The sequence below is a fragment of the Streptomyces sp. NPDC001406 genome (assembly GCF_042895285.1).
GTDB lineage: Bacteria > Actinomycetota > Actinomycetes > Streptomycetales > Streptomycetaceae > Streptomyces.
The window spans coordinates 18,478-36,074 of sequence record NZ_JBIAWG010000034.1 but is presented as its reverse complement, the minus strand read 5'-3'; the positions used below and the strand labels follow the sequence as shown (position 1 = coordinate 36,074).

16 protein-coding genes and 2 pseudogenes are annotated in these 17,597 nt (G+C 68.6%); 9 read left to right on the top strand and 9 right to left on the bottom strand.

The genetic code is table 11. The features are described from left to right. Positions 1 to 657: 657 nt before the first annotated feature. From ACFY1J_RS44545 to ACFY1J_RS44535, 3 genes are all read right to left on the bottom strand, one after another. The gene (locus ACFY1J_RS44545) at positions 658 to 2,706 is read right to left on the bottom strand and encodes a SpoIIE family protein phosphatase (protein ID WP_390733195.1); all 2,049 of its coding nucleotides are present in this window, start codon (positions 2,704 to 2,706) and stop codon (positions 658 to 660) included. A 172-nt stretch (positions 2,707 to 2,878) separates the two neighbouring features. Further along, positions 2,879 to 3,106, bottom strand: coding sequence for a hypothetical protein (locus ACFY1J_RS44540; RefSeq protein WP_390713333.1), 228 nt, complete (start codon positions 3,104 to 3,106; stop codon positions 2,879 to 2,881). Positions 3,107 to 3,340: 234 nt separating this feature from the next. Continuing rightward, positions 3,341 to 3,652: an STAS domain-containing protein gene (locus tag ACFY1J_RS44535; RefSeq protein WP_390733194.1), complete on the bottom strand. Its 312-nt coding sequence runs from the start codon at positions 3,650 to 3,652 to the stop codon at positions 3,341 to 3,343. 494 nt (positions 3,653 to 4,146) lie between these two features. Here ACFY1J_RS44535 and ACFY1J_RS44530 point away from each other — a divergent pair, with 494 nt between their 5' ends. The 3 genes from ACFY1J_RS44530 to ACFY1J_RS44520 all read left to right on the top strand — a co-directional run bounded on the left by ACFY1J_RS44530 (position 4,147) and on the right by ACFY1J_RS44520 (position 8,467). Further along, positions 4,147 to 5,391, top strand: a complete 1,245-nt coding sequence (locus ACFY1J_RS44530; RefSeq protein WP_390713335.1) for a choice-of-anchor Q domain-containing protein — start codon at positions 4,147 to 4,149, stop codon at positions 5,389 to 5,391. A 40-nt stretch (positions 5,392 to 5,431) separates the two neighbouring features. Beyond that, positions 5,432 to 7,162 (top strand): carboxylesterase/lipase family protein, encoded by a 1,731-nt coding sequence (locus ACFY1J_RS44525; protein WP_390713336.1) that lies wholly within the window; start codon positions 5,432 to 5,434, stop codon positions 7,160 to 7,162. Positions 7,163 to 7,678: 516 nt separating this feature from the next. After that, positions 7,679 to 8,467, top strand: a complete 789-nt coding sequence (locus ACFY1J_RS44520) for a hypothetical protein (protein WP_390713337.1) — start codon at positions 7,679 to 7,681, stop codon at positions 8,465 to 8,467. Here the strand turns inward: ACFY1J_RS44520 and ACFY1J_RS44515 are convergent. Further along, entirely contained in the window at positions 8,451 to 9,110 is a 660-nt protein-coding gene (locus tag ACFY1J_RS44515) for a TetR/AcrR family transcriptional regulator (RefSeq protein ID WP_390713338.1), read from the bottom strand. The two genes, ACFY1J_RS44520 and ACFY1J_RS44515, sit on opposite strands and share 17 nt — an antisense overlap. A 100-nt stretch (positions 9,111 to 9,210) precedes the next feature. Further along, entirely contained in the window at positions 9,211 to 9,603 is a 393-nt protein-coding gene (locus tag ACFY1J_RS44510) for a winged helix-turn-helix transcriptional regulator (RefSeq protein ID WP_390733193.1), read from the bottom strand. Positions 9,604 to 9,671: 68 nt separating this feature from the next. On the opposite strand from ACFY1J_RS44510, the gene ACFY1J_RS44505 reads away from it, so the two are divergent. Together ACFY1J_RS44505 and ACFY1J_RS44500 are read left to right on the top strand one after the other, a co-directional pair. Continuing rightward, a complete protein-coding gene (locus ACFY1J_RS44505) occupies positions 9,672 to 10,343 on the top strand; it encodes a nitroreductase family protein (protein WP_390733192.1) in 672 nt (223 codons plus the stop codon). 55 nt (positions 10,344 to 10,398) lie between these two features. After that, positions 10,399 to 10,851 (top strand): hypothetical protein, encoded by a 453-nt coding sequence (locus ACFY1J_RS44500; RefSeq protein WP_390713394.1) that lies wholly within the window; start codon positions 10,399 to 10,401, stop codon positions 10,849 to 10,851. Here the strand turns inward: ACFY1J_RS44500 and ACFY1J_RS44495 are convergent. Then, a pseudogene (locus ACFY1J_RS44495) lies at positions 10,737 to 11,003 on the bottom strand (ABC transporter ATP-binding protein); the annotation flags it as partial. The gene ACFY1J_RS44500 and the pseudogene ACFY1J_RS44495 sit on opposite strands and share 115 nt — an antisense overlap. A gap of 63 nt (positions 11,004 to 11,066) precedes the next feature. Between ACFY1J_RS44495 and ACFY1J_RS44490 the strand changes: the two are divergent. Then, positions 11,067 to 11,751: pseudogene (locus tag ACFY1J_RS44490) on the top strand (SbcC/MukB-like Walker B domain-containing protein); the annotation flags it as partial. Further along, on the top strand, positions 11,748 to 12,998 hold the full coding sequence (locus tag ACFY1J_RS44485; RefSeq protein ID WP_390733191.1) for a TIGR02679 family protein: 1,251 nt from the start codon (positions 11,748 to 11,750) through the stop codon (positions 12,996 to 12,998). The pseudogene ACFY1J_RS44490 and the gene ACFY1J_RS44485, both read left to right, overlap by 4 nt. 182 nt (positions 12,999 to 13,180) lie before the next feature. On the opposite strand, the gene ACFY1J_RS44480 is transcribed toward ACFY1J_RS44485, so the two are convergent. Beyond that, complete coding sequence (locus ACFY1J_RS44480) at positions 13,181 to 13,471, bottom strand: hypothetical protein (protein ID WP_390712994.1); 291 nt, start codon at positions 13,469 to 13,471, stop codon at positions 13,181 to 13,183. Between the two features lie 277 nt (positions 13,472 to 13,748). Here ACFY1J_RS44480 and ACFY1J_RS44475 point away from each other — a divergent pair, with 277 nt between their 5' ends. Then, the gene (locus ACFY1J_RS44475; RefSeq protein WP_390713015.1) at positions 13,749 to 13,898 is read left to right on the top strand and encodes a helix-turn-helix domain-containing protein; all 150 of its coding nucleotides are present in this window, start codon (positions 13,749 to 13,751) and stop codon (positions 13,896 to 13,898) included. A 118-nt stretch (positions 13,899 to 14,016) separates the two neighbouring features. Here the strand turns inward: ACFY1J_RS44475 and ACFY1J_RS44470 are convergent, their stop codons facing one another. Next, on the bottom strand, positions 14,017 to 15,006 hold the full coding sequence (locus ACFY1J_RS44470) for an AraC family transcriptional regulator (RefSeq protein WP_390733199.1): 990 nt from the start codon (positions 15,004 to 15,006) through the stop codon (positions 14,017 to 14,019). Between the two features lie 413 nt (positions 15,007 to 15,419). Between ACFY1J_RS44470 and ACFY1J_RS44465 the strand changes: the two genes are divergently transcribed. Continuing rightward, positions 15,420 to 16,163 (top strand): LuxR C-terminal-related transcriptional regulator, encoded by a 744-nt coding sequence (locus tag ACFY1J_RS44465; protein WP_390712995.1) that lies wholly within the window; start codon positions 15,420 to 15,422, stop codon positions 16,161 to 16,163. Here the strand turns inward: ACFY1J_RS44465 and ACFY1J_RS44460 are convergent. Beyond that, complete coding sequence (locus ACFY1J_RS44460; RefSeq protein WP_390712996.1) at positions 16,127 to 17,425, bottom strand: beta-ketoacyl-[acyl-carrier-protein] synthase family protein; 1,299 nt, start codon at positions 17,423 to 17,425, stop codon at positions 16,127 to 16,129. The genes ACFY1J_RS44465 and ACFY1J_RS44460 overlap by 37 nt on opposite strands. Positions 17,426 to 17,597: the final 172 nt, after the last annotated feature.

The following is a 17,597-nucleotide window of genomic DNA, read 5'->3' as shown; positions in this document are numbered from 1 at the left end:
CTACGAACGCAAGGCCAGCCACTTCCTGGCCTTCACCAGCATCGCCTGCACCCTCATCTGCTACCGCAGACTCAACCAAATGAGATGACTTCTAAGAACCCGTCCATCACGGACTACCCCATGGTCCACTGCGATCTCTGTTCGCGCGCCGAGACCAGATAGCAGTCGTCCCCGCCGAGGTGGAACGACGCGGACACCCGCAGCGTCAATTCGATGCGACGGCCGTCGCGGTGGCGGGCCTGTATAAGTCCGCTCCACCCCGCACCCGTGCGACAGTGCTCGGCGATTCCCGTCGCACGGAACCGGTCGCCCGGGTCGGCAAGCAGCATCGCGGCGGACTGGCCGATCCGCTTCTGCCTCGGGGTATCCGAGGGTTTCTTCCGCCCCTGGGGTCCACACCATGATCCTGCCGACATCGTTCACCACCGCAGCCGCGTCGTTGGCCGCGTCCAAAGGCGCACACTGACCTGCAGGCGGAGGTATGTCGGGACGAGCCCTCGACTGCTCAGGTGTCAATGACATCCACTTACCTCAACATCTTTCTCCCCCCATAGTGCCGCTCGCCCTGTCCCCGGTGATGGTGTGTGATTCGAAGGCTGGTGTCACGCCGGTTCCGGGTGGCATGCACCCGTGGCCGTGCGTGGGCCGGCCGGTTCATCATCGCGGCCGGGCAAGAAGCACCGCGACATCGTCATGCGGTGATGCGGGCAGCAGGTGGGCAAGGAGGCGGTCCCGGGTCTCCTGCAGTGCCTGGCTGGGCTCGCGCAGGGCGTGGGCCAGCTGCTGCATGCCGTGGTCCACGTCGTGGTCGTGGCTTTCGATCAGTCCGTCGGTGTAGAGGCCGAGGATGCTGCCGGATGGGAGCGGGACGTGTTCGGTCTCGAAGGGAGCATCGTGTGGGGCACCGAGCGGGACGCCGCAGGTGCCCTCGAGGAACCGAACCGTGCCGTGCGGGTCAGCCAGGACGGGCGGGGGATGACCGGCACGGGTGATCAGGCAGCTGGAGGTGGCCCGGTCGTAGACGGCGTAGGTGCAGGTGGCCAGTTCACTCTCGCCCAGATCGGTCACTGCGACATCCAGATAATGCAGCAAACGGCCTGGTGGGATGTCCAGCGAGGCCAGGGTGCGAGCCACGGTGCGCAGCTGGCCCATGACCGCCGCGGCCCGAATGCCGTGTCCCATGACGTCGCCGACGATCAGGCCGGTCCTGCCGTGGGGCAGGGTGAGGGCTTCGATCCAGTCCCCGCCTACTTCGTTGTCGCTGCTGGCCGGCAGATAGCCGCTGGCCAGTTCCAGCCCCGGCACCGTGGGCAGCGGCTTGAGCATGCTGCGCTGCAGGGTGAGGGCGGCTTGGTGGCGGCTGGCGTACAGGCGAGCGTTTTCGATGTTCAGCGCCGCCCGGGCGACCAGCTCGTCGATGAGCACCGTGTCCTGCTCGTCGAACGGCTCACCGCCGGTGCGGGTGGTGATCACCAGACCGAGCACCTTGCCCCAGGCGGTCAGCGGGATGACACGCGCCATGCCCGGAACGCTGTGGCCGAAGAGCCCCGCGGTCGGATCGGGGTTCCCAGCGCTCAGCAGGGGTAGAGGTAGCGGCACAGTCCGGGCGCGCCGTCTGGCAAGGACAGTGGCATACACCGATCCGGGTGGGATGCGATGCGTCGTCTCCGGGGCCGGCCGCCGCGCAGGCGCGGCGGGGCCGGGCCCCGCCGTGGCCAGGCAGTGGAGCAGGTCGTGGGCGGATGCGCCCACATCGTCTGGGGCGAGCACGTCCTCCAACAGCAGCACCTCAGCGGTGTCGGCGAGCTGGGGCACCAGCATCTGAGCCAGCCCGCGGGCCGCCTGCCGCAGGTCCAAGGTGGTGCCGATGCGCTCTCCGGCTTCGGCCAGCAACGCGAACCGCTGACGTGCCCGCTCGGCCCGCACATGGTCGGCCTGCCCCTCGGTGATGTCGATGACCGAGGCGATCACACCGAGCGGTTCGCCGTTGCTGCCGGTCAGCGGGGCGTAGGAGGAGGACCAGACACGGTCTTGCTCGGGGGTGGCGGCGGTGCGGCCGGTACGGCGGTCCAGCACGGCACGCCCCGTCTGGAGAACGTGCCGCATCAGCGCTTCCACGGCTGAAGGATCGATCCCCGGGACTATCTCGCGTATCCGCTTGCCCGCATGCGCGGCGGCGGGCCGGCCGTTCATGTCGGCAAGGGCATCGTTGACCCGCACATAGCGCAGCTCCCGGTCGAACAGGGCCAGACCGATCGGCGACTGAGCGAACAGCCCCTCCAAGGCCGCCAGCGACTCCCTCATCCGCCCCACGGCAGAGGTCTCGGCAGCAATCACCAGCGTTCCGGGCTGTCCCGCAGGATCTGTGATCGGGGATATCCACATCTCCATCTCGACCGTGTGCCCATCTTGGTGCCGCACCGGATAGGCCCCCACCACCGTCTCCCCGGCCCAGGACCGGGCGGCCAGTTCCCTGGCCAGTTCCCGGTTGCACTCCGGAACCAGCAGCGGCAGCCCGTCATGGCCGATGATCTGCTCCGGCCTCCAGCCCAGCAGGTCCTGCGCCGCCAGCGCCCACTGCCACATCCGCCCATCGTGATCGACCGCCCACACCGCCATGGGCAGCAGCTCCCGGAACACCCCAGGGTGGCCGACGGCCGGCCGTCCCTGTGCCGGGGGGCCACCGCCCGAATCTGTGTCCTGCACGACCATGTCCAACCCAGACGAGTTCGGGGGGGCGCTCCCCCGGGCCCAGACTCCCGCGCCCTGTATCGATCTGCCCGAAGGACTACCTAATCAATAACGAGAAAATCCGAAATGCACAAGACATGCTATATGTGCGCATTTGAGGTGGGTCGGAACCCGCTACCGGCCCGTCTCAGGGAGGGGGCCTGGCCGCAGCCGGCGGGGGGAGACGTGGTGCTCTGGGGAATGTGGTGGTCCCGTCAGCGGACGTGGTCGGCGAACAGTTGATGGCCTCCTCCGGATGCTCGCCGGAGTAGTTGTAGCCGTCGAAGCGGCATGTGCTGCCCTTGATCCAGTCCATTTTCTTGTCCCCGGCCGGGATGGCGTCGCAGATGGCCTGCACGCCTTCGGGTGTGGTCATGACGTCGTCACGCACCTGAGCCACGAGCGTCCGGCGATGGCAGGGACATACGTCAGGGGCGACTGCTCTTCCAGGTGGAAGCCGGTGCGCTCGGCCTGGTCGAGCCGGTGGTGGGCTGTCCAGCGTGACGGACAGCTGACCGGCCCCGTGACCCGGGCGTGTGTACGGGTTCTGGCTCCCTGACGGAGCGTGCGCGCATCACGCGGTCCGATCGAACAGCCACGGGTGGGCTTCTTAGAGGGTGGTGGCGTCGTGGAGGGTGGGGCGGACGTCGAGGACGGTGTCGGCTCCGATGAGCTGCAGGACGCGTTGCAGCTGCGGCAGGGGGCCGGCCAGGCGGAGTGTGGTCGTGCCGGAATTGTGGATGCGCAGCAGCAGGTTCAGGAACGAGGAGTCCGCGAAGGTGACGGCGCAGACGTCCACGACGAGGAGGGCGTGTTCCCCGGCGGCATTCTCCATGGCCTCGGTGAGCGGGGCGATGGAGTTGAAGTCCCAGTTGCCGGGGACGGCGGTGACCCAGGCGTCGTCCTGCTTGTATTGGATCACCAGAGGCGGTGCTCCCTGTTCTTCGGTATCGCCGCTTCCTTCAGCGTGACCCATGATCTCAGTACGGTCCGGGCCGCGGGGAGGGCATGCGCCTCCGCGGCCGGACCAGCAGGCGCGTTCTGGGAGGCTGTTGTGCCGCTCGGACGGGAGCAGGTCATGTTTCGGGGAAGGTGCCCCGGGGCGGACGTTGCGTGCTGCTCGGGGCACCCGTGATTTGGGCGCGGGCCGCCGTCAAACGGTGACAGAGCGTCAGTCCGCCGTCATTTCTCTGGACACGGGTGTCTCTGAATGGAACGCTCGCTACAGAGCGCGGGCTGCACTCGCTCTGCCGGGCCCTTTGCTGTCCTCCGGCCTGCCTCGCTGCTCCCTCGCAACACATCGGCCCGGGACGGCCCATTTCCTCGCACGAGCCAGCGATCGCGCACAAGCAAGAAGTCCTCGCAGGAAACAGCGACCTCGCACGCCCAGATTCTTCGCCCAGAGGAGTTCACCGGATGAGGTTCAGCACCCCATCGGCGGCACTCGCCGCCGTCATCGCCGTGGCGGCGCCCCTGGCCGTTCCCGCCTCCAGCGCCGCCGCGTCCGACGCCACCGGACCGGCGGAGTTCACCGTGAACACGACATCAGACGAGGTGGACGCGGACGCGTCGGACGGCCGGTGCAGCACCGCCTCGGGCGCGTGCAGCCTGCGCGCCGCCGTGATGGCCGCCAACGCCCAACCGGGCAGTACGATCACTCTGCCTCCCGGCCGTTACCGGCTGACCATCCCGCCCAACCCCCGGCTGATCAACGGCGACCACCCCGACCCGGCCACGGGCGACCTGAACGTCGCCGCCCCCATCACGATCAAGGGCGCCGGGGCACGGACCACCGTCATCGACGCCAACCACGTGGACCGGGCCTTCCGCATGCAGGCGGACTCCCAGCTGTCCGATCTGACGATCACCGGGGGAGTGGCCAAGGAGCGCGAACTGCCCATCACCGACACCGGTGGTGGCGCCATCGCCAACGGACACCACATGACGCTGCGACGGGTCGCCGTGACCGGGAACTCGGCCGGTTACGGCGGCGGCATCTTCAACATCCCGGACTCCCACCTGGATCTGATCGACAGCACCGTCAGCGGGAACGTCGCGGGAGAGGCTGGCGGCATCAGGTTCGACGAGACCGGCACGGTGACCAACTCGACCATCGCGGACAACCGGGTGACGAACCCCGGCGACCGCCCCGGCAGCCTCGCCGGGTACGGCGGAGGCATCGACATCCGCGGCCGGGGGCCCGTGGAGATTCTCAACTCGACCATCATCGGCAACAGTTCCAGCGACGGCGGTGGCGGGATCAACATCGCTCCTGCCTACCTCGACAGCCTGCCCGCGCCGATCCCCGACATCATCGATCTACCCCTGGGGAGAATGACCCTGCGCAACTCCATCGTCGCGGGCAACACCGTTGCCGGCGCGCCCGCCAACTGCAAGAAGGCCTTCGCCGCCATCGAGTCGCAAGGCCACAACCTCGACGGCGACGGCAGCTGCCGGCTCACCGGCGCGGGCGATCTGCCCAGCCGTGCCCCGCTGACCGGACCGCTCGCGGACAACGGCGGCCCCACCGACACCGCCGCGTTGCTGCCCGGCAGCCCCGCCCTGGACGCGGCAGACGGCTGCCCGGCCACCGATCAGCGCGGTGTGGGCCGTCCCCAGGGCGCCGCCTGCGACATCGGCGCCTACGAGCACACGCCATGACAGCCCCTACCCGCACCCGCATCGGCATCAGGAGCGATTTGTGACGCGATCTCCCGTCCTGCGCCGCATCCTGTCCTTCCATCTGCGCCGCACCCGGATTGACGGTCCGGGCACCATCCTGTCCCAACGCCTGGGCCACACTATCGTCCGGGCCATGACCGCCGTTGCGGCCCTGTCGTTATCACTCATCCCGCTCCCGTCCTCGGCTTCGGCCGGGGGCGACCCCCTGGTCGTGCGCACCTCCCACGGTTGGGTGCGCGGCGCCGTGGGCCGTGACGGCGGGCGGGTCTTCCAGGGTATCCCCTTCGCCGCTCCGCCGACGGGCGAGCGGCGCTGGGGTCCGCCGCGGCCCGCCGCACGGTGGTCCGGCGTACGGGATGCCACCGCACCGGCCCACCCCTGCGCCCAGGTACCACTGACGCTGCTACCCGACGGCGGCCCCATCCTGCCCGGTGAGTCCAATCGCACCGGCAGCACCACGGAGGACTGCCTGTACCTCAATGTGTGGACCCCCGCCCGCCCGAGCGGCCGACACCTTCCGGTCCTGGTGTGGCTGCACGGCGGCGGCAACGTCTACGGCGCGGGCAGCGACTACAACGGCGCCGCGTTAGCCGCCCGCGGCATGGTCGTCGTGACGGTCAACTACCGTCTGGGCGCCCTGGGGTTCCTCGCCCACCCCGCCCTGTCGGACGAGAGCGCGGACCACGCCTCCGGGGACTACGGTCTGATGGACCAGCAGGCCGCCCTGCGCTGGGTGCGGCGCAACATCGGCGCGTTCGGCGGCGACCGGAACCGGGTGACGCTCGGCGGCCAGTCCGCCGGGTCCGCGGACACCTGTCTCCATATCGCCTCGCCGACCGCCAAGGGCCTGTTCCACCGGGCCATTCAGCAGAGCGGAAGCTGCGCCTCGAAGGGTGGTCTCACCACACTCACGCTCGACGCGGCTGAGCGGAAGGGCAGTGACTTCGCGTCCTCGGTCGGCTGCGCCGATCCGTCGACCGCGGCGGCCTGTCTGCGCGCCGTACCCACCACCGAGCTCCTCCGCGCCACCGGCACCGGCCCCACGTCCCTGTGGGGAGCGAACACCGGTCCGCGCGTCCTTCCGCGCCCCGCGCACACGGCGTGGGCCGACGGCCGGGTGAACGCGGTCCCGACGCTGAGCGGCAGCGCCCACGACGAATACCGCTACTTCACCGCGCTGTACGTGGATCTGCTCGGCGGCGGCCCGCTGACCCCCGCCTCGTACGCCGCCCTGATCAGGCTCCAGTACGGCGGCCGTGCAGCCGCGGTTCTCGGTACATATCCCGCATCCGCATATCCGTCCCCCAACCTGGCCTATTCCGCCGTCGGCACCGACCAGCGGTTCGCCTGCCCGGCACAGGCCGACAGCCGCCTGTACAGCGGCCGGATGCCCGTGTACGCCTACGAGTTCAACGACCCCGAGGCGCCGCCCTTCATCCCAGCGCCGCACACCCCGCAGGGCGCGTTCCACGCCTCCGAGCTGGCCTACCTCTTCCCCATGGATGCCGTACGGCCCCTGACGCCTGCCCAGCGGCGGCTGTCCGCCACGATGACCGCCTACTGGGCGCGGTTCGCTGCCACTGGCAATCCCAACGGGCCCGGCGCACCGGCGTGGTCGCGCCATACGGCCGCCGGGGACCGCATCCAGGTGCTGGCACCGGACCGAATCGCCCCCACGACCGGTTTCGCGGCCGACCACCACTGCGCGTTCTGGCAGCCTTCCCCCAACCCAGGAGGAGCCATGCGATGACCTCGACGTTCGTTTTGGTGCGGGACGGGCGCCGGGCCCTGCGGCAGGGGCCGGACGCGCTGGCGATGCGGCAGCGAGAGCACCTGGCCGCGATGGTCGCCTTCGCCCGCACTTACTCCCCGTACTACCGAGAGACGTACCGGACCGCGCCGGACCGCGTGCAGGACCCGGCGCTGCTGCCGGTGACGCACAAACAGACGCTCATGGCCCACTTCGACAACTGGGTCACCGATCGGAAGGCGACCATCGACCGCGTACGGGCCTTCGTCGCCGATCCCGAACGGGTCGGCGAGCGCTTCCTGGGCAGATACCTGGTCTCCGGGCCGCGGCGGCGGTCAGGGCCCTGTCGCTGCGCGCCGCCTACCGCACCCTCACCGCCACCTCGACGGCGCGGATGCTCGCCCGTCGGATGCGGTCGGCGCACGTCGTCGCCACGAGCCGCTATCTCGCCCGCGTACGCCGTCATGGCCCGCTCCCGCGGGCCGGCTGCACGCAGGGCGCAGCCGGGTCCTGTCGGTGCACAGCCCGCTGCCCGCACCGGTGGACCAGCTCAACCGGGACCAGCCGGTGCTCTTGGGCGGCTACGCCAGTGTGATCGCGCTGCTCGCGGGCGAGCAACTGGCCGGTCGTCTGCACATCGCCCCGGTCGTGGTGTCGCTGGTGGCCGAGGGCCTCAGCGACCGCGAGCACCGGCAGGTCCGCTCCGCCTTCCGGGCGCAGTTGGTCAACACCTATGGCTGCAACGAGAGCCTCGCGCTGGGATACCGCTGCCCCTTCGGATGGCTGCACATCCACAGCGACTGGCTGATCCTGGAGCCGGTCGACGCCGACCACCGCCCCACCCTGCCAGCTCAGGAGTCCTTCACTGTGCTGTTGACCAGCCTGCGCCGATGGGCGCAGCCGATCCTGCGCTACGACCTCGGCGACAGCATCCTGCCGCGGGCGGACCCGTGCCCGTGCGGAGACCTGCTGCCCGCGATCAAGGCCCGAGGCCGGGCCGCCGATCTGCTGTCCTTCCCGCGCCGTGGCGGCGGGCTGGTCCGTATCTTGCCCATGGCGTTCGAGACGCTCCTGGAAAGCATCCCGGACATCGACCTGTTCCAGATCGTGCAGACGTCGCCCACCACCGTGCGGGTGCGGGCCGCCGCCGGAGCCGGTCAGGAGTGGCTGTGGGAGGCGGTGCGCAGGCGGTTGGCCGGCCTGCTCACCGCCCACCAGGTGGACGGGGTGGGCATCGAGTGCGCCCGTGAACCGCCCGAGCAGACCCCTGGCGGCAAATACCGGGTCGTCATTCCCTGCCCGTGACGCCAGGCGAGGGGTGGGCCTGGCACTCGGTGTCGGGAATCGGAACGCCGTGGTGGGCCGCCAGCGCCAGCAACGCGACGCGCAACGGTCCGGTCTCCAGGGCGGCGTCCGGGTCGAACCAGCGGGCAACGGCGGCTCCGCTCGCCATCCGGAGGGTGAAGCGGGCCAGTTCGTCCGAAACCTCCGGGCGGTCACGCAGCCCGAAGACGGCGCTCACCGATTCCTGGGCCCAGGTCACCAGCGCGTCGCGATAGTCGTGGACCTGGGCCACGGCCGCCGCGCTGGCGTCCTGTTGCACGATGCTCAGCCCCATCAGCAGCTTCACGCCGTGCGGATGACGCTGGTGCGCGTCCTCGACCTCTTGGAGGAAGGTGTCCAGGCGTCGCGCGACGTCGGCGCCCGGCACCTCGACCGGAGGCAGGGCCGCCAGCAGAGTGGTCCTGGCGCGCTCCAGCACCGCGACGTAGATCCCCTCCTTGCTGCCGAAATGCCAGTAGATGGAGCTGGTCGGCAGACCACATGCGGCGGAGATCATCGAGATGGAGGTGGCCGCGTAGCCGTGCTGCGACATCAGCTCGCCGGCGGTGTCGAGAATCGCGTCGCGAGACCGCCCACTGCGGTCCTCGGCCGGTGCCTGCGTCATACGGCCGACTCTAGACGATCAAGTCCTATGTCGGGGCGGGGAGTCTCCGAAGTGACGACTCCCCGCGACTGTCACTGCCTGCGGCATTCGGAGCAGCAGATCACCGGGCTGGGGTTTCGGCGGTGACACGGGCCCGGGCTCCTTCAATCTCGTTGATGTGGGCTTCCGTCCATTGCCGGAGCGCGGTGATGGGCTCAGCGAGGCTCTGGCCGAGCTTGGTCAGGTCGTACTCGACCCGGGGCGGGATGGTCGGGTGCACTGTGCGGGTGATGAAGCCGTCAGCTTCGAGGCTGCGCAGTGTCTGGGTGAGCATCTTCTGCGAGACGCCCTCGATCCGTCGGCTCAAGTCGGTGTAGCGCATGGTGCCTTCGAGGAGGGCGTCGACGACCAGGATCGTCCACTTGCCAGCGATGTGGTCGAGGACCTGGCGTGTCGGGCACTTCGCGGAGTAGGCGTCGGCCGGTAGTCCGGAGGATTCCACCACGGTCTTCATACCGGGAGAGTAGCGCACAAAAAGGTGCCCTCTTCCGTGTGGAGAGTCCCTCTCCAATAGTGAGTGGCATGACGAAACACATGCTCTCTGTCGCGGACGCGATCCGCACGCGCCGCACCGTGCGCCACTATCAGCCCGATCTGATCCCGGAAGCCGTCCTCGCATCGCTGCTCGAACTCGCCGTCGAAGCGCCTACCAGCTGGAATCTGCAAGACCGGTCGATCGTCGTGGTCGCCAGCGACGAGGGCCGCGAAAGGCTGGCCTGGGCCACCGGTGGACAGCCGCAGCCGCAGGAAGCCCCCGTTGTACTGGTCTTCGTCACGGAGCCGCAGTCCTGGCGTGACGACCACAGCGACATCTACGACCAGGCCCGGCGCGGCGGAGCATGGAACGACGACTTCATCGCCGTGTTCTCCGCGGCATCAACAACGTTCCAAGAAGACCTCGACAAGCGCGGCCTGCTCCGCGAGTACGCGGTCAAGGACGCAATGATCGCGGCCTCGTTCGTGATGCTCGCCGCGACCGAGGCGGGCCTAGCAACATCGCCGATGAACGGCTGGGACGAGGACAAGGTGAAGAAGGTGATCGGGATCGAGGGCCGCGACGACCTGGCCATCGCACTGCTCGTGTCCGTCGGCTACCCGGCGGAGGAACGGCGCCACCCCGGCCGGCGTCCCCTGGAACGCAACGTCTTCTACGAACGGCACACTGCACAACAGAGCACCGCACACCAGGAATAGGTATCCTGCCAACCCCACGTCCGGGGACGGCAAGCAGGGTGTCCAAGATCGCCCTGTGAAGAATGACCTGGACACCCTGCTGACCGCCCTGTACGTGAAGATCGACGACGACCTGGGGTCGGACCGGCGGATGGGCAGGCCACCCCGGTTGACGGACTCCGAACTCGTGTGCCTGGCGGTCGCGCAGGCACTGCTCGGCTTCGCCTCCGAGACACGCTGGCTGCACTACGCGCACGCACACCTGGCCTCGATGTTCCCCTACCTGCCCCAGCAGTCCGGCTACAACAAGCGGCTACGGGCCGCGTTGCCACTGGTCAAGAAGGCGATACGAATGCTCGCCGTCGATACGGACTTCTGGTTTGACACCCACTGGATCGTGGATTCCACGCCCGGGGACTCGTGCCACCCACGCGACCAGTCGTGCTCACGGTGTTGCTCGAAGGCGGAGAAGACGTCGGCCCGCGTGGTGTGCCCGAAGAATTCCAGTGCTTCGTCCGGGGGGCCGTAATACGACAGATATTCACCAGGTGCCATGACCAGTACTTTGTCGCACAGACCCAACTCGCCCACGGAGTGTGTGACCACCAGCACGGTCCTGCCGTCGTCAGCGAGTCCCCTCAGCAACTGCATGACATCGCGGTCCATACCCGGATCCAGGCAGGCAAGGTGGTTTCGTTGGTCTCGTTTCATGATCTGGTAAACCACGTTGGACAGGCGGCGTTTGCCGCCCGCATCCGTCAGGCCGGCGAACTCGTCGACCGCATGAACGGGCACCTGGAGCGGGTTCGTACCGCCTCCAACGTCGCCGTCCAGCTTGTCTGGGACGTCCGTCCGGATCTCCCGGACGGTACCCGAACCGCCCGTCAGCTGCTGCTCAAGGACCCCGGCCGGGTCAACGAGACCGACCGGGAAGCCCTGCACGCCTTCTTCCGCGCCCGTATCGAGGAGGCCAAGGGCAGCGACACGGCCGCGAGCTGGGAGGAGCAGCTCGGCAAGGTGCTCGACTACACCGCCTGGCACCGCTTCACCGTGCGCCTCGACCGGGCGAACGGAACCGGCTGGCAGCCGCTGACCAAGAAGCTGCACGGCGCACTCTCCGGCGGAGAGAAGGTCGCACTGCACCTGCCGCTGTTCGCCGCCGTCGCCGCCCACTACGAGGCCGTGCCCCTGGCACCCCGGCCCATCCTGCTCGACGAGGTCTTCGTCGGCGTCGACGCGGTCAACCGCGGACAGGTCTTCGCCCTGCTTACCGCACTCGACCTTGATCTCATGGTCACCTCCGACCACGAGTGGTGCACCTACGGTGAACTGCCCGGCATCGCTGTCCACCAACTCCTCACCGACAGACGATGACGCTGTCACCAGCGCTCGCTTCGTCTGGAACGGCACCGACCTGGAGGCGGGATGACCCACAAGGAACCGGCCCCGGGTGAACGCACCCTGCGCCGTCCCGAACTTCGCCCGCTCTGGCACACGGTCCACTGCCGCCCCTCCTCCGGCCGCCCCGTCACACGGGTGCGCCTCGGACCGCTCGACGAAGCCCAGCGCGAGGCCCTCGCCAACCTTCTCGGCCTGGACCGCCTGCCGGACCCTCACCCCTCCGTCTCGCTGGCCCGCTTGGAAGAGGCTGTCACCGAACTGTCCGGCCGTACGGTGCGTGAAACCGTCACCGAACTCGTCGGCCCCCTCGACGATCGCGCGTCCGAACGGCGCCGCAAGGAAGACGAACGTGCCGAACCGTGGACATGGTTGGACGGTCATGCCACCGTGCGGGCCCAGCCCGCGCTCGCCGACTGGACCGCGTCATGCCGAGCCACCGGTCTGGTCGGTGGCTCACCGGACCTGACCCGAATGCTGCTCGCAGACGCGCTGACCGTGCTCGCGGAACTCCCGGCCCAGGCTGAGCCCCTGCCCGTCTTCGCTGCCCGGGTCTTGAAGGGCGACTCCCACGCACTCGACGACGGCACCCGCCTGTCCACCCTCGTCCTCCGTGCTCTGGCGACCCTTCACGACACCGCTGCGCCGGAGTCCGCGGCGGACCGGCGCGCCTTGTGGACTCGCGCGGGGATCGCCGACGACGACCTGTCGGCCACCGTTCTCGTCGGTGGACTACGCCCGGCCGGTGAAGGCCCGCTCGCCCGTTTGGCACGTGTTTGTGCCGAGGTCGGTCAGGCCGCCAGCCTGACCCTCGCCCAACCGCGGGCCCCGGGCGAGTTCACCCTCGCCTCCGATCCCGCACCCGTCGTCCACGCCGTTGAGAACCCCAGCATCCTGGCTCTGGCCGTTCACCGCTTCGGCCCGGCCTGTCCGCCTCTCGTGTGCACATCCGGCTGGCCCAACAGCGCGGCCATCCACCTCCTCTGCCTTCTCGCAGACCAAGGCGCCATCCTCCGCTACCACGGTGACTTCGATGGCGAAGGCATCCGCATCGCCGCGTATCTCCTGGACAAGACCCCTGCCCGACCCTGGCACATGTCAGCGGCGGACTACCGTGCCGCGGTCGCCCGCACACCGCACGGACCTAAGCCCGGCCGCCTCACCGAGGCTCCCTGGGACCCAGAGTTGACTCGTGCCATGACCGACCACGGCACCGCCGTGGTCGAGGAACTGGTGGCTGACGCCCTGTTGGCAGACCTGGCCGAAGCGATTAGGTGAGGAAGCTGCTCCGGCCAGTCGTGACGCTCTTTTGACGCTGCGAGTGCCCGAAGGTCCTTCCGGCAGAGCAGAAAACAGTTGTTGACCTGCTGGTATGTCACGTCCGTCATCTCGTGACATGTTTCCGATGACGCATCGTATGGGTGCGTGCGAATCGGAAGCCTTCCGTCCGCGCCAGGTGTCTACGGGTGCCGGACCTGGCTCCAGGGGACTTGGCGGCCGGGGGCGTGGATGGGGTGCCACACGGGTGCGGATGGTCCGCCCTGGAGCAGGTCGGTCATGGGTACTGCCAGGACGGGGACGTCGCGCAGGAAGCCGGACAGTGCCAGTTCCGAGGCGGCTGCGCGGAGGGCGCGGATGCGCGTCTGAACGCCTGTGAGGCCGGTGCCGTCCAGGACGAACAGCAACCGCGGGAACAGCACGCCAGTGACCACACCGTCCAGCGCCAGCGACACCATGAAGTCGATCGGCATCGTGCAGGTAGGGATCCCCGTCCTTACCGAGCTGACCCGGCCCCTTCGAACTCCCACGACAAGCCGCGGAGGCCCAGGAGGTCGTGGCGGCGCTTGATGCGGCCGCCGACCGTGCGGCGCAGGGGTGGTTCGGGTGCTCGGGGGCGGGTGCTGGGCGATGGTTTCATCCCCGGCCGAGTTCAGTGATGAGGACGAATGCAGGATCGTTCACCGGTTGTCTCGGGCGCGGAAAGGCTCCACGGGACGTGGTGATGCGGGCCCGGATGATTGAGATGAGCTGGCCGGGGCTACGCGTGCCGGCATCGCCGACGAGCTGGGCTGTCGCCAGAAGACGGCCCGCTGCTGGCTGCACCGCTTCAACCGCTCGGGCGGCAGACCAACACCACCAACCCGCCCGCTACGGCCCCGATATGTGTACACCGTTTGAGGAACCCAGCATTAGGTGACATCACGTCGCAGTGTAGTGAGGCTCGCAGCGGTGGCGATCACCACGGCGTACACGGCCAGCATTACCGCGCCGCCCCACTGAGGTAGCAGGCCGTCCTTCACTCGTGGGCCCTCGACAGGTTGCGTACTGATTGCGTTCGGTAGGCACCGGGGGTCGCACCGGTCCACCGGCGGAATGCGCGGATGAATGCCGCCGCGTCGGCGTACCCGAGACGTACGGCGATCTGGTCGACCCCGAGTCCGACGGTGGACAGCATCTCGACAGCACGAGCGTGCCGTGCTGCGTCGACCAGACGCCGGTAGGACGTGCCCTCCACCGCCAGACGCCGGTGCAGAGTGCGGGTGGAGACGTGCAGCGCGGCTGCGGCAACGCCCATGTCGGGGATGCCGTCCGGCCACTGCATGAGCAGTTCCCGTACCCGCGCTGCGAATCCGGCGTCGGTGCGCCGGGCCAGGAGGAGCCTGCACTCGCGTTCGCACACCTGCATGGTGCGCTGGTCCGCCTGCGGCAGCGACTGCTCCAGTACCGCCGCGAGGGTGACGATCGCGTTGCGCGGCGCCCCGAAGGCGGTGGGCACGTCGTCAAATGCCTCGTACGGCGCGGACTTTTCAGGCTGTGGGAAGCGCAGATCCAGCCGGAGGGGGGTGAAGGGCCGGCCCACAATGGTGTCAAGGATGGCCCGGATATTGGCTATTTCCCGCTCGATGAAGAAGTGCCGGACGGGCGGGGGCACCAGCCCGTCGTCCAGGACGAGACGGACCTCGTTTCCGTCCTCCTGAAGGTGGATCCCGACCATGGCGAAGGTGAGTTCCAGGTAGCGCAGTCCCACAGCAGCGGCCTCGCGCAGCGTCGGGCTGGCGAGCAGTGCGAAGCCCAACACGCTGTACTTACGCAGCGGAATCCGGCTGCCGACCTCGAGCCCCAGGCCGGGAGCGTCGCCCGTGGCGCGGACCAGGTTCTGCGCCACAGTGAGCTCCTGCCAGGCCCGGACATGTGCGGCATCGTCGGCAAGAGCGTTCTCGTCCACACCACTGCCGTCGAGGCATGCCGGTACGGGCACTCCGCGCTCGACGCCCACGTCCACCATCGCGTGCACGCCTGCGATGCCTCGGTTGAACAGCCGTGGAGCTGTGGGGACTTCGTCGGCCGCCGCCCCGTGTCCGGAACGGCCAACAGCATGGCCGCCATTGCCTGGAACCAGCACTGCCAATCCCCTTAGCATCGGAAGGGATCGATGCGGAGTATCCCGCCGTAGGGTGCCATTCAGCCTAGTCGGGATGTGCGTGCGGGCCAGGGGGCGTACGCGTTATCAGCCACCGCTGTCTGTAGCGCTCGGCGCGCCCCACGGTCATCACGCGCGCAACCGCTGCACCGGAAAACATTCTCGAGCACAGCCAGCGAAACGCACAGTGCCGGTTGCTGGTTGCGCGAATGCAACGGGGGCACTTCCGAATCGCACGGGCGGAGCGAATGATGGACGACTTCAGTACGTTGGAAGTAATGCTGGTCGACAATGAGGATCTCGTGCGCCGCGGATTCCGGCAGGCCCTCGGGGAGGCGCCGGATGTCACGGTTGTCGCCGATACGAGGGTCGGCGAGGACGCATTACGCATGGCCGAGCTGCGGCGACCGCAGGTCGTCCTCGTGGATGCCGAATTCGAATTCATCCGGAAACTAGCCGAGCCTTTGGGGACGGCAGTACCCGGAGTCGCGCCGGGGATAATTGTCCTGACCAGCAACGCCCTTGACAGCCATCTGCTCGGGTCGCTGAAGGCGGGCGCACGTGGTTTTCTGCTCAAGAGCGCCAGCCAGGACGAGCTGATCTCAGCCGTCCGTGCGGTGGCTGACGGCGCGGCCTTCTTGTGCCCCACGATGACCCGACGGTTGATCGATCGGTTCGAGATCCTGCCGCCGCCACATGAGCGGTCTCACGCGGTCGCCCTGGCAAGCCTGAGCGGCCGCGAGACCCAAGTTCTCTGCGGTATAGCCATGGGCAGGTCGAACCAGGAGATCGCCCACGAGCTGCATGTCACGCTCGCCACTGTGAAGTCCCACGTCTCGCGCATCCTCGCCAAGCTCGAGTTGCCGAACCGGACGCACGCGGCGCTGATGGCCCAGCGGAGCGGCCTCGTGCACCGGCCCCAGCCACCGCGGGCCATACAGGCCGGGGCAGGCCCCCTGTCCTCCGGCCGGTCCCGAGCCCGTGGTCAGGCGGGCTTGGTGAACGCGAGGACCACGTTGTGACCGCCGAAACCGAAGGAGTTCGAGATGGCCGCGGTGACCCTGATGCGCCGCTGGGTTCCCGTGACGATTTCCACCTTCACCTCGGGATCCTTGTCGTCGAGGCTCCTGGTCGCGGGAATCACGTCGGTGAAGACGCTCAGGACCGTGAAGATGGCCTCGATCGCGCCGGCCCCGCCTATGAGATGGCCGGTGATCGACTTGGTCGCCGTCACAAGAGCATGCGGACCGAGCGATTCCAGCAATGCCGCCGCCTCGATACGGTCACCGACGGGCGTACCGGGAGCATGGGCGTTGACGTGAACGATGTCCTGCGGGCCGAGGCCGCCGGAGCGCAAGGCCTCGCGGATCGCACTGATCTGACCGTCCGCTGACGGAGATGTCATGGTGTGCGCGTCGGAGCTTATCCCTGTACCGGCGAGCGTGGCATACATCCGCGCGCCGCGAGCTTTCGCGAACTGGGTTCGCTCCAGCACGACGGCGCCGCCGCCCTCGGACATGACGAAGCCGTCACGGGCGCTGTCGAACGGCCGCGATGCGTTCTGAGGGTCCTCATGACGGCCGGACAGGGCTCCCATGCGGGCGAAAGCCGCCATGGACAGCCGGCCGATGCATGCCTCGGTGCCGCCGGCGACAACCACATCGGCCCGCCCGGCACGCAGTATGGCGAGTCCCATGGCTATTGCCTCCGCTCCGGAGGCGCAGGCGCTGGTCGGCGCGTGGGCGCCGGCCCGGGCGTCGAGAGCCAGACTGACGGCGGCGGCCGAACCGTTGGGCATCAGCATTGTCACCGCGAATGGCGACACGCGGCCCGGCCCCTTGGCCAAGGACAGGTCGTGCTGGTCGACCAGCGTCGTCCCGCCGCCGAGGCCGGTGCCGATCACCACGGCCAGCCGCTCCGGCGCCACCTCGGGCGCGCCGGCGTCGGCCCATGCCTGCCGGGCAGCCACCATCGCAATCTGCTGGCAGCGGTCCATTCGTCGGGCCTCGACCCGGTCCAGTACCTCGGTCGGTTCCTGACTCAGTCGGCCTGCCAGCCGTACGGGCAGATCGCGAGCCCACGGTTCGTCGAGCACGGTGATCGGGGATTCGCCGGCGAGCAGCGCCTCCCAGGTGGAGTGGACGTTGCCACCCAGCGGCGTGGTCATTCCCAAACCGGTGACCACAACGTCGGTCGTACCCAGGACCTCCCCGTCCGGGCGACTGGGGAGTTCGGGGAGCTTCGGATAACCCAAGAAGTAGTCGTCAGATGCGTCGTAGGACATCAAGGTTCCCTTTCTGAAGCCTTCTGGGGAAATGTTCTCCCTTGGATACGGTCCATTCGTCGTCCACTGGCCGTCGTCATGACGGTAGCCAGTACGAGGCGCTTTCCGTAACGGCCGACGGACCGAACCGTGATGGCGACCGGAGGATGGCTTTCATCCGTCTTCCGGCTTA